Origin of the sequence: Streptomyces sp. NPDC015131, from assembly GCF_043079975.1 — a bacterium.
In the GTDB taxonomy this organism is placed as follows: Bacteria; Actinomycetota; Actinomycetes; order Streptomycetales; family Streptomycetaceae; genus Streptomyces.
Map to the genome: position 1 here is coordinate 832933 of NZ_JBIBVB010000004.1, position 13535 is coordinate 846467.

Genomic DNA, 13535 nt, shown 5'->3' on the forward strand with positions numbered 1-13535 from the left:
GCGCGCGGTTCAGCAGCCGCAGTCGCCGCCGCCGGCCGGAGCCGTCAGGGGGTCGGCCTCGCGGCGGTGCGGGCCCTCCCACGTCTCGTAGGTGAAGCCCTCGCGGGCCCAGTACTCGAAGCCGCCGAGCATCTCCTTGACCCGGTAGCCGAGTTCCGCGAGGGCGAGCGCCGCGCGGGCGGCGCCGTTGCAGCCCGGTCCCCAGCAGTACGTGACGACCGGCACCGCCGGGTCGAGCAGTGCGGGCGCCTGTCCGGGAATCCGGTCCGTCGGCAGGTGGACGGCGCCGGGGACGTGGCCCTGGTCCCAGGCCGCCGTGGACCGGCAGTCGAGCAGGACGAATCCGGGGTCGCCCCCGGCGGCGAGCGCGGCGGCGACGTCCGAGACGTCCGTGTGGAAGGCGAGGCTCGCCGAGAAGTACGCGGCTGCCGCCGCCGGCGCGGCCGGCGGGACGCGCAGGACGGGGTGGGTGGCGGGGGTGCTGGTGAGCGGTGTCGTCGTCATGCCCACCACGCTAGGGCTCTTGATCATTCCGATGAAGTGACGATCCCCGGTGGAAGACTGTTCCGGCCGGGGATTCCCCTGCTATTCCTCGCCCATGAACGGATTCTCACCGGACGCCACCGACTGGCGCATTCTCGCCGCCCTCCAGGAGCAGGGCCGGGCCACCTTCGCCGAACTGGCCCGCGCCGTCTCCATGTCGGCGAGCGCCGTCACCGAGCGGGTGCGGCGGATGGAGGAGGCCGGGGTGATCTCCGGGTACACCGCGGTGGTCGATCCGGAACGGCTCGGGCTGCCGGTGCTCGCCTTCGTACGGCTGCGCCATCCCACCGGGAACTACAAGCCGTTCCACGACATGCTGGACACGACGCCGGAGGTCCTGGAGGCGCACCACGTCACCGGTGACGACTGTTTCGTGCTGAAGGTCGCCGCCCGTTCCATGCGGCACCTGGAGGAGATCGCGTCGAGGGTCGCCGTCCTGGGCCCGGTGACCACCAGCGTCGTCTACTCGTCGCCGCTGCCGCGCCGCGCGATCGGCAACTGACCGGCCAGGCGGCGGCGTTCGGCGGCCGGTCAGCCGCCGAGCGCCTCCGCGCCGCGCAGCCGTACCGCGGACCCGCCGCGCTCCTTGACGACCTCCAGCTGGACCGGGACGCGGCGGCGCAGGTCGCCGACGTGGCTGACGATGCCCACGCTGCGGTCCCGCTCGCGCAGCGAGTCCAGGACGTCGAGCACCTCGTCCAGCGTCTGGTCGTCGAGGCTGCCGAAGCCCTCGTCGATGAAGAGCGTGTCCAGCCGGACACCCCCGGCCTCCTCGGTCACCACGTCGGCGAGGCCGAGCGCCAGCGCCAGCGAGGCGAAGAAGGTCTCGCCCCCGGAGAGGGTCGCCGTGTCGCGTTCGCGGCCCGTCCAGGCGTCCACCACGTGCAGCCCGAGACCGGCCCGCTTGCCGCCCGCCCGGGCGTCGGAGTGGACGAGGGTGTAGCGCCCCGACGACATCCGCGCCAGGCGGGCGGTCGCGGCGGCGGCGACCTGTTCGAGGCGGGCGGCCAGGACGTACGACTCCAGCCGCATCTTGCGCTCGTTGTCGGCCGAGGTGCCGGCGGTCAGCCCGGCGAGCCGCGCCACCCGCTCGTACGCGGCGCGCAGCGGCCCCAGCCGCCGTACCTCGGCGGCGGCCTGGCGGGACAGCCGGTCCAGCCCGGCGCACCGCTCGCGGTGGCCCGCGAGGGCGGCGTCGGCGGCGCGGGCGGCCCGCTCGGCGGCGTCCCGGGCGGCGCCCGCGGCGGCGGGGTCGGCGGGCGGGCGCCCGGCGGCGGCACGGGTGTCCGGTTCGGCGAGCCGGTCGGCGACGGCCGCCGCCTCGGCCTGCCAGGCGTCGAGGCGCCGCTGGAGGTCTCGGTGCGCGGCGTCGTCGAGGAGCGCGGCAGCGGCGGCGGCCGGGGTGTCGAACCCGGCGCGGAACGCCGCGTCGGCGAGCCGGTCGTCGGCCTCCTTCAGGCGCCGCGCGGTGTCCTCGACGGCCCGCACGGCGTCGGCGGCCTCGGTGAGGCGGGCGATCCGGTGCTCCAGCGACGCGGCGTGGGCGGTGACGGAACCGCCCGGCACGCGCGCCAGTGCGGCGTCCACGGCGCTCTGCTCCCGGTCGAGCGCCTCGCGCTGCGAGGTGCGGGCGGCGGCGCGGCGCTCGGCCTGCCGGCGGACCTCCAGCCGCCGCCGCTGCTCCTCCTCGGCGCGGCCCAGCTCCTCCCGGGCGGCGTGCGCGCCGCCCGCGAGCGCGCGCGCCTCGGTGTGCGCCTCCTCCAGCCGGGCGACCTCGGCGGCCAGGTCCCCGACGGCGGGGCCGGTTCCGGCGGCCCCGTCCGGCGTCACCTCGTGGCGGGCGGCGGCCAGCGCCTCCTGTACGACGGCGAGTTCCCGTTCGGCCGCCGCGCGGGCCTCGTCGGCGCGGGTGTGGGCCGCGTAGGCGGCGTCCTCGGTGGCGCGGTCGACGTGGCCGGTGTCGGCGGTGGCGGGGCGCGGGTGGTCGGCGGAGCCGCAGACCGCGCAGGGCTCGCCGTCCGCGAGGGCGGCGGCCAGCTCGGCGGCGATGCCCCGCAGACGGCGTTCGCGCAGGTCGAGCCAGGTCTCATGGGCGGTGTTGGCCCGCTCCCTGGCGTCCGCGAGCCGGGTGGCGGCGGCCGTCTCGTCCTGGGCCAGCGCGTCGCGGCGCCGGGCGGCGGCGAGGCGGCGGCGGGCCGGTTCGAGGCGGCCGGCCAGGTGCTCGGCGCAGGTGGCGGCCTCCTGCGCGGCCTCGACCCGCTCCTGGAGGGCGCGGCGGGTGCTCTCCCACCCGGCCAGCCAGGTGTCGGCGTCCTGGAGTGCGGCGTCGTCGGCGTGGGCCTGCCGGTCCAGTCCGGCGCGCTCGCGGGCGAGTTCCGCCCGGCGCTGCTCGGCGCGGCGGGCGGTGTCGAGGCCGCCCAGCTCCTCGCGGAGCGTCCCGGCGAGGGCGGTCAGCCGGGCGGCGCCCGCGTCGGCGAGGTCCGGCGGCAGTCCGGCGACGGCGCGCTCGCGGGCGCGGTGCGCGGCGTGGTTCTCGCGCTCCACGTCGTCGCGCAGGGCCAGCGGGCCGGCCACCCGCTCGGCCTTGCGCCCGCGCTCCATCCGGGCCTGCCACTCCTGGTGCTCGGCCCGGCGGGCGTCCAGGGCGGCGGCGCGCCGGCGGGCGTCCTCGTACCGCCGCTGCCGTTCGGCGAGTTCCCGCTCGGCGTCCAGGGCGCGGCGTGCGGCGGTGTGCCGCTCCTCGGCGGCGGCCAGGGCGCAGGCGGCGGTGTCCAGGGCCTCGCGGGCGGCCGAGCGGGCCACGGCCGCCCAGGTCAGGACGTCACCGGCGAGGCCGGGGTCGCCGGGGCGGGCGTCCGGGACGGGCAGCCGGTCGGGGGTGTCGCCCGCTTCCTGGGCCATCCGGTGGGCGAGCGCGAGGAGCCGTTCGTCGCCGTCCTTGACCTGCTGTTCGGCGGTGCGCCGCAGGTCGGCGAGGCGCTCCTCGACGGCGGCGAAGCGCCGGGTGTCGAAGAGGCGGCCCAGCAGCCTGCCGCGGGCCTCGGCGTCGGAGCGCAGGAAGCGGGCGAAGTCGCCCTGCGGGAGGAGGACGACCTGGCAGAACTGGTCGCGGCTCATGCCGAGGAGCTGGGTGATCTCCTCGCCGATCTCCTGGTGGGAGCGGCTGAGGGCCTTCCAGGTGCCGTCGGCCGCGTCGTACTCGCGCAACCAGGACTGGGCCTTCTCGGTGGTGAGGCCGCCGCCGCGCTTCTTGGGGCGCGGCTGGGCGGGCCGGCGGGTGATCTCCAGGCGCCGGCCGGCCACGGTGAGGTCGAGCACCACCTCGGTGGGGGTGCCGGGCGGGGCGTGGTCGCTGCGCAGCGGGGTGCCGGGGCTCTGCCGGGCGCCGGGCACCGCTCCGTACAGGGCGAAGCAGACGGCGTCGAGGACGCTGGTCTTGCCCGCGCCGGTGGGTCCGTGGAGCAGGAACAGGCCGGCGGAGGAGAGGGTGTCGAAGTCGACGCTCTGGCTGGTGGCGAAGGGCCCGAAGGCGGTGATGCCGAGCCGGTGGAGCCTCATCCGGCCACCTCGCGCACGGCCAGGTCCACCCGGACGTCGTCGAACGCCTGGCGCAGCGCGGCGCGTTCCAGGTCGTCGGGGCCGGCTCCGCCGCGTACATGGGCGACGAAGTCCTCGGCCACCTGGTGGTCGTCGCGGTCGCGCAGGCGCCGCGCGTAGGAGGCGTGGGGGTCGTCGTCGGGCCGGTCGGGGGCGAAGACGAGGCTGAGGACGTGGGGGAAGCGCTCGGCGAGGCGGGCCATGGGCTCGGTGGGGCGCACGGGGTCGGTGAGGGTGGCCTCCACCCAGGCGTCCTCGTGCCGGACCAGCGCGGGGTCGGCGAGGAGGTCGTCGAGGCGGCCGGTGAGGCGGGCGAGGCGGCGGGGCACGGGGCAGTCGATCCGTTCGGCGGTGACCGTCCCGTCGCCGTCGAGGTCGACGAGCCACATGGTCTTGCGGTGGCCGGACTCGGAGAAGGAGTACGCGAGGGGGGAGCCGGAGTAGCGGACGCGTTCGGTGACGGTCTGGCTGCCGTGCAGGTGGCCGAGGGCGACGTAGTCGACGCCGTCGAAGACGCCGGCGGGGACGGCGGCCACACCGCCGACGGTGATGTCCCGTTCGCTGTCGCTGGGCTCGCCGCCGGCGACGAAGGCGTGGGCGAGGACGACGGAGCGGGTGCCGGGGGCGCGGCGGGCGAGGTCGGCGCGGACCTGGTCCATGGCGGCGGTGAGGACGGCTTCGTGGCCGGCCTTGGGGGCGTTCAGCCGGTCGCGGACGAGGGCGGGTTCGAGGTAGGGCAGGCCGTAGAGGGCGACGTCACCGTGGGCGTCGGAGAGGAGGACCGGGGTGCCGATGCCGTCCGGGTCGGTGCGCAGGTGGATGCCCGCGCGCTCGATGAGCCCGGCGGCGACGCCGAGCCGGCGGGCGGAGTCGTGGTTGCCGGAGATCATCACGGTGGGCACCCCGGCCGCGGCGAGCCGGTGCAGCGCGGTGTCGAAGAGCTCCACGGCGGCCAGCGGGGGCACCGCGCGGTCGTAGACGTCCCCGGCCACCAGCACGGCGTCGACGTCGTGCTCGTGGACGGCGGCGACCAAGTGGTCGAGGAAGGCGGCCTGCGCGTCGAGCAGCCCGACCCGGTGGAACGACCGCCCCAGGTGCCAGTCCGATGTGTGCAGCAGTCTCACGGTGCCGCTCCGTCCCGCATGTACCGCTCCTCCGCCCCCGGCGCCCGCCCGGGCGTCCCTGTGCACCCCGTACACGCTGCGGCGCCCCTGTGTACGCCGTACACGCTAACGGGGCCGGACCTCCGCCGTGTCACGGACCTCGCTTTTCCCTCCGATCAGGGCGGTCTCAGGCGTCCCCGTACGCCTCGCCGCCCAGGTCCAGCCGGGCGGTGCCCGCGGTGGCGTCGGCGAGCCAGCCGCGGAAGGCGTCGACGTCCGCGTCGGGCAGGCCGATCTCCAGGGTGACGGCCTCGGCGTAGCGGACGTCGCGGACGGCCCGGCCGGTGGCGCGCAGGTCGTTCTCCAGCTTCCCGGCGCGCTGGTGGTCGACGGTGACGGTGGCGAGCCGGAACCGCTGCCGGGTGCGGGTGCCGATGGCGTCGAGCGCCTCCCCGACCGCTCCCCCGTAGGCCCGGATCAGGCCGCCCGCGCCGAGTTTCACGCCGCCGTAGTAGCGGGTGACGACGGCGACGGCGTAGCGGATGTCGCGGCGCAGCAGCATCTGGAGCATGGGGACGCCGGCGGTGCCACCGGGCTCGCCGTCGTCGCTGGCCCGCTGGACTGCGGCGTCGGCGCCGATGACGTAGGCGAAGCAGTGGTGGCTCGCGGTGGGGTGCTCGGCGCGCACGCGCGCGACGAAGTCCTGTGCCTCCTGCTCGGTCGCGGCGGGCGCGAGGGCGCAGAGGAAGCGCGATCGGCCGATCTCGGTCTCGTGCACGCCCGCGTGGGCGACGGTCCGGTACTGCTCCTGCATCCCGCCACCCTATGCGCGGGGTGGCGGGGGAATCTCCGGGGCCCTCGCGGGGTTGGCCGGGGCGGACGAGATCGTGCGTACGGGAGGCGGAACGTGAGCGACGAGAAGGACACCATCGCGAGGATCCTGACCGAGTCCGGGGACACCTGGGCGGTGGTGGGCCTGTCCGGCAACCGGTCGCGGGCCGCCTACGGGGTGGCCGCGGTGCTGCAGCGGTTCGGCAAGCGGGTGGTGCCGGTGCACCCGAAGGCGGAGACGGTCCACGGGGAGCGGGGGTACGCCTCGCTGGCGGACATCCCCTTCCCGGTGGACGTGGTGGACGTGTTCGTGAACAGCGACCTGGCGGGCGCGGTCGCCGACGAGGCGGTGGCCAAGGGCGCGAAGGCGGTGTGGTTCCAGCTCGGGGTGGTCGACGAGGCGGCGTACGAGCGGACGCGGGCGGCCGGCCTTGACATGGTGATGGACCGCTGCCCCGCCATCGAGATCCCGCGGCTGTGAGGGCGGGGGCGGGGCGGCCGGCTCAGCGGGCGGGCGGGATGGAGACCGCCATGGTCATCTCGACGGTCTCCGCGCCGTCGTTGCGGTAGGCGTGCGGGACGTTGGACTCGAAGACGGCCGAGGTCCCGGCGGGCACCGCGTGGTCGGTGCCGTCCACGACGAGGGTGAGCCGTCCGGCGCCGACGTGGAGGAGTTCGGTGGTGCCGTCCGGGTGGGGGTCGGAGGCGTGGACGTCGCCGGGCATCAGGGTCCAGGACCACAGTTCGAGGGGCCCGCGGGCGTCGGCGCCGACCAGGAGGGTGGTGCTGCTTCCCCGGTCGGTGGACCACATGCGGACCGCCTGCTCGCGCGGGACGAGGCGGACGTGGGTGCCCTGCTCGTAGTCGAGGAGGGTGGTGATGGAGACGCCGAGGGCGTCGGCGAGCTTCACGGTGGTGCCGACGCTGGGGTTGGTGCGGGCCTGCTCGATCTGGATGATCATGCCGCGGCTGACGCCCGCGCGGGCGGCGAGGGCGTCGAGGGTGAAGCCGCGCTCACCGCGCCAGCGCTTGAGGTTGCGGGCGAGTGACTGCGTGAGCTGGTCGAGGTCCGACACATTCCGTCCAATATTTTGTATGACAGAGTTCAATGGACTGCACTACGGTGTGCTGTACTCCACTGTTCACCGCACTGTACTGCGAGGACCGCCATGACAGCACTGTTCGCCCTGGCCACCAGCCTCCTGTGGGGCCTGGCCGACTTCGGCGGCGGCCTGCTGACCCGGCGCATGCCCGCGCTCACGGTCGTGGTGGTCTCCCAGACCGTCGCCGTGGTGGTGCTCGGGGCGATCGTCCTCGCCACCGGCGGCTGGAGCGAGGCGGGCCCGCTCCTCTGGTACGCGGTGGCGGCCGGGGCCGTCGGGCCGGTCGCCATGCTCGCCTTCTACAAGGCCCTCGCCCTCGGCCCGATGGGCGTCGTCTCCCCGCTCGGCTCCCTCGGGGTCGTCGTCCCCGTCTCGGTCGGCCTGCTGGTCGGCGACCGGCCGGGGCTGGTCCAGTTCGCGGGCATCGCGGTGGCGGTCGCCGGCATCGTCCTGGCGGGCGGCCCGGAGCTGCGCGGCGCGCCGGTGCGGCGGCAGGCGGTGCTGCTGACCCTGGTCGCGGCGTTCGGGTTCGGCTCGGTGATGGCCTTGATCGCGGAGGCGTCCACCACGCTGACCGGGCTGTTCCTCGCCCTGTTCGTCCAGCGGGTCACCAATGTGGCGGTGGGCGGGGCGGCCCTGTGGGTCTCCGTGAAGCGGGGCGGGCGGGCCCTCCCGGAGGACGGCGGGGCGCGCGTGGTCGCGGCGTCCCTGCCGGCGCTGGCGTTCGTCGGCCTGGCGGACGTCGCGGCCAACGGCACGTACGCGATCGCCGCGCAGGCCGGCCCGGTCACGGTGGCCGCCGTGCTCGCCAGCCTCTACCCGGTGGTGACGGCGCTCGCCGCGCGGGGCGTGCTCAAGGAGCGGCTGCGGGCGGTGCAGGCGGCGGGCGCGGGACTGGCGCTGGTGGGCACCGTCCTGCTGGCCGCCGGCTGACGCCGCGCCCGCGCGGTCAGGCGTCGTCCAGCTCGGCGAGCGCCAGCAGCTGCTGCGGGGTCACCCCTTCGGGTACGGGGACGGGGGCGGGCGTGCGCAGCGGCGGCTGCCAGCCGGTGCCGGCCTCCCAGCGGCGCACCACCCGGGCGGGCGCCCCGGCGACCACCGCGTGGTCGGGCACCTCGCCCCGGACGACCGCGCCGGCGGCCACCACCACGTTCCGGCCGAGGCGGGCGCCGGGCAGGATCACCGCGCCGGTGCCGAGCCAGCAGCCGGGGCCGATCGCCACCGGCTCGGAGCGCGGCCACTGCCGGCCCACCGGCTCGTGGGGGTCGTCGTAACTGTGGTTGGTGGACGTGATGTAGACGTACGGGCCGCAGAAGGTGTCGGCGCCGATGGTCACCGGGGCGTCGGCGACGACATGGCTGCCGCGCCCGAGGACGACCCCGTTGCCGAGGGTCAGCACCGGGTCCGGGCCCAGGTCGAGACCGGGCAGCATGCCCGCGGTCAGGGTGACCTGCTCGGCGATGATGCAGTGGTCGCCCAGCTCGATCCACTGCTCGCCGAAGACGGTGCCCTGCGGGAAGGCCAGCCGGGTGCCGGGGCCGAGGCGGCGGAAGCGCAGCGGGCCGGGCCGCTCGGCGGTGACGGCCCCCGTCTCCCGCACCCACCGCCAGCCGCCGTGCACCGCGCGGCTGAGGAGCCGCCGCCGCCAGGCCGCCAGGGAGGAGAACGTGTTGCTGTTCTTGGGCACCCGGCCACGGTAGTCGGGCGCGCCGGGGCCGGTCCGCGCCGCGCGCTGTGATGTTCGCCCCACCGTCACGGCCGCCACAGCCGTCCCTTACCGTTCCCCTGGCGCGACCTTTCGCAACACGAGGAGCAGGCGATGACTGAGCGGGCGTTGATCACCGGGGTGGGCGGCAAGGAGCCGGACGTGCACCCGGAGGCGTTCACCGCGCCGACGTCCGTGGTCGTCGGCGAGGTGACCATGGCGGCCGGGTCCAGCGTCTGGTACCACGCGGTCCTGCGCGCCGACTGCGGCCCGATCGTGCTGGGCGCGGACAGCAACATCCAGGACAACTGCACCGTCCACGTCGACCCGGGCTTCCCGGTCACCGTCGGCGCGCGCGTGTCGGTCGGCCACAACGCGGTGCTGCACGGGTGCACCGTGGAGGACGACGTCCTGGTCGGCATGGGCGCCACCGTCCTCAACGGCGCCCACATCGGCGCCGGTTCGCTGATCGCCGCCCAGGCGCTGGTCCCGCAGGGAATGCGCGTCCCGCCGGGCTCGCTGGTGGCGGGCGTGCCCGCCAAGGTGAAGCGGGAGCTGACGGACGAGGAGCGCGAGGGCATCAAGCTGAACGCCACGATGTACGTGGAGCTGGCCCGCGCGCACGGCGAGGCGCACACGTCCTGACGGCCGGCGGGCCCGCGCCCCTGGTCCGCTGGTGGTGGGCGGGCGTGCCGCAGGGCGGCACGGACGGGACGGCGCCTGTTCCCGGTGGCCACGCCGGGGAGCTGGGGCGCCTGCCGGGGCGGGCCCCGTACGGCCCCTGGCGCCGACCGTCAGTTCGCCGTCGCGCCGACCGGTTCGGGCGTGGCGGCTTCGGCCGCCCGGGCCTCGGCCGCCGCCGCGGCCTTCTTGGCGCGGTTCTTGAGCACCAGCATCGACGTCAGGCCGATCAGCACGGCGAGCACCAGACCCAGCCAGCTGAAGCGCTTGAGCCACGCCTCGGCGACCACGCCGACCGAGTAGATGACGGCCGTGGTGCCGCCCGCCCAGAGGATGCCGCCGAAGACGTTGGCGATCAGGAACTTCCAGTACGGCATGCGCAGCACGCCCGCGAGCGGGCCGGCGAAGATCCGCAGCAGGGCCACGAACCGGCCGAAGAACACCGCCCACATGCCCCACTTCTGGAACGACCGTTCCGCCAGGGCGATGTTGCCCTCGCTGAAGTGCTTGGGGAACTTGCCGCCCAGCCAGGTCAGCAGGGGCCGGCCGCCCCTGCGGCCGATGGCGTAGCCGATCGAGTCGCCGATGATGGCGCCCGCCGTGGCGCAGGCGCCGAGGACCCAGGGGTCGATGTCGCCGTGCTGGGAGGCCAGCAGCGCGGAGCTGACGAGGACGATCTCGCCCGGCAGCGGGATGCCGAGGCTCTCCAGCCCGATGACGACGCCCACCAGGACGTAGATGCTGACCGCCGGGACGGTCTCGAGCCACTCCTGGACGTGCAAAGCCGGTTCCTCCGTCGTCGTCATCCGTGATCCGTGCCGCCCGGCGCGGCGAGCACGCCGGGCAGCCTACCGGTTCATCCGGGGAGGACCCGCGCCCGAGCGGTGAGCACCAGGTCCCGCGCGGAGGTGCCCAGCCAGACGGTGCGGGTGCCCGTGCCGAGCACCCAGCCGTGCCGGTCCGGGTCCCAGGAGGAGAGGGTGCGCGCGGCGACGGGGACCACGACATGGCGGAGCTGTCCGGGCCGCAGCTCGACGCGCCGGTAGCCGGCCAGCAGCCGGGCGGGCTGGTCGAGGTCCAGGTCCGGCGAGGGCCCGGCGTACAGCTGGGCGACGGTGACGCCGGTGCGCCGGCCGGTGTTGCGGACGGTGAAGCGCGCGGTGAGGCCGCCGCCGCGCGCGGGGGTCACCACGAGCCCGCTGTACGCGAAGGTGGTGTACGACAGCCCGTGTCCGAACGGGAACAGGGGCTCGACGCCCTCGGCGTCGTACCAGCGGTGGCCGGTGCGGATGCCCTCGGAGTACTCCTGGACGCCGCCGGTGCCGGGGTAGCGCCGGGGGTCGCCGGCCGTGGGGTGGGCACTGTCGGAGGCGGGGAAGGTCTGGGTGAGCCGCCCGCCGGGGTCGGTGTCGCCGAAGAGGACGGCGGCAGTGGCGGCGGCGCCCTCCTGGCCGGGGTAGTACATCTGGAGCACGGCGCCGGTCCGGTCGAGCCACGGCATGGTGACGGCGGACGAGGTGTTGAGGATGACAGTGGTACGGGGGTTGGCGGCGGTCACCGCCTCGATGAGCGCGTCCTGGTGGCCGGGCAGCGCGAGGGTGGTGCGGTCGCGACCCTCGGCGGCGTCCTCGTAGGCGAAGAGCACCACACTGTGCGCGGCGCGGGCCGTGCGGACGGCCTCGGCGAGGTCGGCCGCGCGAGTGGCGGGGGTGAGGTGGCGCAGCCGGACGACCTGTTCGCCGGTGGCGGTGACGCGCAGGGTGTGGCGGCCGGCGGGCAGGGCGAGGGTGCGGCGGCGGACCTTGAGCCCGTCGGGGGCGGTGGAGACGAGGCCGAAGCCGGCGAAGAGTTCGGTCTCCCGGTCCTGGGCGGCGAAGAGTTCGGTGCCGTCGACGAGGACGGTGGGGCGGGTGGTGCCGTAGTGGACGACGAAGGTCCACTCGTCGGGCCGGTCGAGGGTGATCGTCCCCTCGAAGGTGTACGTCTTCCCGGCCGGGACGTGCTGCCGGTCGAGCGCCGCGGCGCGGCCGGGCAGCGGGCGGCCGTAGAGGTCCTCGCCGAGGGCGTGGGTGACGCGGGCCCCTTCGCCCGCGCGGGCGGTGAGGGCGTCGAGGGGGCTGTCGGCGCGGTCGGGGACGACATGGGCGCTGCCGCCGCCGCTGACGAACGGGACGGTGCCGGTGGGGCCGATGACGGCGAGGGAGCGGGCGGCCTGGCCGGTGAGCGGCAGGGTGGCCCGCTCGTTGCGCAGGAGGGTGGCCCCGGCGACGGCGACCCGGTGGGCGAGGCGGGCGCCGGCCGCGCGGTCGCGGGCGGCGGGGCGCGCGGGGGCGGTGCCGTCGAGGAGGCCGAAGCGGCCCATGATGGTGAGGATCCGGCGTACGGCGCGGTCGACGGCCGCCTCGGGGACGGTGCCGTCCCGCACGGCGTCCCGGAGGGCGTCGCCGAACCAGCGGCCGGCGGGCATCTCCATGTCGAGGCCCGCGGTGAGGGCGGGGGCGGTGCTGTGCGTGGCGTCCCAGTCGCTCATCACCCAGCCGTCGAAGCCCCACTGTTCGCGCAGCACGCCGGTGAGCAGGTCGGGGTTCTCGCACGCGTGCAGGCCGTCGACCTTGTTGTACGCGCCCATCACGGCGCCGGTGCCGGCGGCGACGGCGGCCTCGAAGCCGCGCAGTTCCGTCTCGTGCAGGGCCTGTTCGCCGATGCGGACGTCGACGGTGGTGCGGTCCTTCTCCTGGTTGTTGAGGGCGAAGTGCTTGACGGTGGCGATGAGCCCCTCGTCCTGGATGCCACGAATCTCCTCGGCGACCAGGTCGGCGGTGAGCAGCGGGTCCTCGCTGAAGGTCTCGAAGTTCCGCCCGGCGTAGGGGGTGCGGATGAGGTTGACCATCGGAGACAGCAGGACGTCCTGGCCGAGCGCGCGGCCCTCGTGGCCGATCACGCGCCCGTACTCGCGGGCGAGGGCGGGGTCGAAGGCGCTCGCCATCATCACGGGGGCGGGCAGCGCGGTGGCACGGGCCCGGACGCGGACGCCGGCGGGGCCGTCGGCGAGGCGCAGGGGCGGGATGCCGAGGCGGGGCACGCCGGGGATCCAACCGGCCTGGCCGAGGCCGCGGGGCTCCTTGGCGCCGTGCAGGAAGGTCAGCTTCTCGTCGAGGGTGAGCCGGGCGAGCAGCGCGTCGGCGCGGTCACCGGCGGAGGCGGCGGAGGTGGCGGGGTGTGGGGCCGCGGTGCGGGCGGCGGCGGTCGGGGCGGGGGTCGCGGCGGCCGCTGCCGCGGTGGCGGTGAGGAGGCGGAGGGTGGTTCTCCGCGAGACGTTTTCCGGCATACGCGCACTATGAGTGCGTACGGGGTGATCGGCCGTCAAACAGGGCCGCCCCCGCACCCGAAGAGGGGTGCGGGGGCGGCCTTCCCGCGCGCGTCCGACCACGCGCGCGTGGACCGTGTGCCGCCGGCCGTCCTCGCGGAGGGGCGGCGGCGAGGTCAGGACCGGGGCGCGGAGGTCAGGACTGGGGGCGCAGGGTCCAGACGATGGTCATCTCGCCGGTGACCGCGCCGTCCTCGCGGGTGATCGCTATGTGCACGGGGAACTCGGGGCGCTGTCCGGCGTCGAGTTCGGCGAGGACCTCCGCCTTGGTGCGGCCGAGGGTGGCCGTGGCGGTGACGGTGCCCATGGCGAGCTTCTTGTAGCCGATCTCCGCCTTGACGGCGAGCGGCACGGCGCGGTTCATCTGGTCGCCGAAGGCGCCGATGACGATGGCGCCGCTGGCGGACTCGGCCAGCGTGAACATCGCGCCCGCGTGCGGGCCACCGACGTGGTTGTGGAAGGCGCCCTGGTCCGGGAGGCGGAGCACCGCCCGCTCGCCGGTCGCCTCGACGACCTCCAGGTTCAGGGTCTTGGCCATGGGGACGGTGGCCAGCAGCATGTCGCCGATGTTCGGCAGGGTCTCGGACATGACCCCGAAGTTACCA

The 13535-nt window shown here is 75.8% G+C and carries 13 protein-coding genes; 4 read left to right on the forward strand and 9 right to left on the reverse strand.

From position 1 onward, the window contains the following. Positions 1 to 9: 9 nt before the first annotated feature. Positions 10 to 504, reverse strand: coding sequence for a rhodanese-like domain-containing protein (locus ACF08D_RS19850; RefSeq protein ID WP_392224017.1), 495 nt, complete (start codon positions 502 to 504; stop codon positions 10 to 12). Between the two features lie 94 nt (positions 505 to 598). Between ACF08D_RS19850 and ACF08D_RS19855 the strand changes: the two genes are divergently transcribed. Then, on the forward strand, positions 599 to 1045 hold the full coding sequence (locus ACF08D_RS19855) for an Lrp/AsnC family transcriptional regulator (RefSeq protein ID WP_392224018.1): 447 nt from the start codon (positions 599 to 601) through the stop codon (positions 1043 to 1045). A gap of 29 nt (positions 1046 to 1074) precedes the next feature. On the opposite strand, the gene ACF08D_RS19860 is transcribed toward ACF08D_RS19855, so the two are convergent. From ACF08D_RS19860 to ACF08D_RS19870, 3 genes are all read right to left on the reverse strand, one after another. Further along, positions 1075 to 4101: an AAA family ATPase gene (locus tag ACF08D_RS19860; protein ID WP_392224019.1), complete on the reverse strand. Its 3027-nt coding sequence runs from the start codon at positions 4099 to 4101 to the stop codon at positions 1075 to 1077. After that, positions 4098 to 5264 carry an exonuclease SbcCD subunit D gene (locus ACF08D_RS19865; RefSeq protein ID WP_392224020.1) on the reverse strand — a complete coding sequence of 389 codons (1167 nt, stop codon included), beginning with the start codon at positions 5262 to 5264 and terminating at the stop codon, positions 4098 to 4100. Before ACF08D_RS19865 ends, ACF08D_RS19860 begins: the two co-directional genes overlap by 4 nt. A 166-nt stretch (positions 5265 to 5430) precedes the next feature. After that, entirely contained in the window at positions 5431 to 6057 is a 627-nt protein-coding gene (locus ACF08D_RS19870) for a YigZ family protein (protein ID WP_392224021.1), read from the reverse strand. A gap of 93 nt (positions 6058 to 6150) precedes the next feature. On the opposite strand from ACF08D_RS19870, the gene ACF08D_RS19875 reads away from it, so the two are divergent. After that, complete coding sequence (locus tag ACF08D_RS19875) at positions 6151 to 6555, forward strand: CoA-binding protein (protein WP_392224022.1); 405 nt, start codon at positions 6151 to 6153, stop codon at positions 6553 to 6555. Between the two features lie 22 nt (positions 6556 to 6577). Here ACF08D_RS19875 and ACF08D_RS19880 read toward each other — a convergent pair whose 3' ends face one another. Further along, complete coding sequence (locus ACF08D_RS19880) at positions 6578 to 7150, reverse strand: helix-turn-helix domain-containing protein (RefSeq protein ID WP_392224023.1); 573 nt, start codon at positions 7148 to 7150, stop codon at positions 6578 to 6580. A 93-nt stretch (positions 7151 to 7243) separates the two neighbouring features. Here ACF08D_RS19880 and ACF08D_RS19885 point away from each other — a divergent pair, with 93 nt between their 5' ends. After that, positions 7244 to 8110, forward strand: coding sequence for an EamA family transporter (locus ACF08D_RS19885; protein ID WP_392224024.1), 867 nt, complete (start codon positions 7244 to 7246; stop codon positions 8108 to 8110). Positions 8111 to 8126: 16 nt separating this feature from the next. Here ACF08D_RS19885 and ACF08D_RS19890 read toward each other — a convergent pair whose 3' ends face one another. Further along, entirely contained in the window at positions 8127 to 8864 is a 738-nt protein-coding gene (locus ACF08D_RS19890) for an acyltransferase (RefSeq protein WP_392224025.1), read from the reverse strand. 132 nt (positions 8865 to 8996) lie between these two features. Between ACF08D_RS19890 and ACF08D_RS19895 the strand changes: the two genes are divergently transcribed. Further along, entirely contained in the window at positions 8997 to 9527 is a 531-nt protein-coding gene (locus ACF08D_RS19895; RefSeq protein ID WP_392224026.1) for a gamma carbonic anhydrase family protein, read from the forward strand. A 149-nt stretch (positions 9528 to 9676) separates the two neighbouring features. Here ACF08D_RS19895 and ACF08D_RS19900 read toward each other — a convergent pair whose 3' ends face one another. The 3 genes from ACF08D_RS19900 to ACF08D_RS19910 all read right to left on the reverse strand — a co-directional run bounded on the left by ACF08D_RS19900 (position 9677) and on the right by ACF08D_RS19910 (position 13519). After that, positions 9677 to 10345, reverse strand: a complete 669-nt coding sequence (locus ACF08D_RS19900) for a DedA family protein (protein WP_392224107.1) — start codon at positions 10343 to 10345, stop codon at positions 9677 to 9679. 74 nt (positions 10346 to 10419) lie between these two features. Continuing rightward, on the reverse strand, positions 10420 to 12891 hold the full coding sequence (locus tag ACF08D_RS19905; protein WP_392224027.1) for a beta-glucosidase: 2472 nt from the start codon (positions 12889 to 12891) through the stop codon (positions 10420 to 10422). Between the two features lie 175 nt (positions 12892 to 13066). Next, positions 13067 to 13519 carry a DUF4442 domain-containing protein gene (locus tag ACF08D_RS19910; protein ID WP_392224028.1) on the reverse strand — a complete coding sequence of 151 codons (453 nt, stop codon included), beginning with the start codon at positions 13517 to 13519 and terminating at the stop codon, positions 13067 to 13069. Positions 13520 to 13535 lie beyond the last annotated feature (16 nt).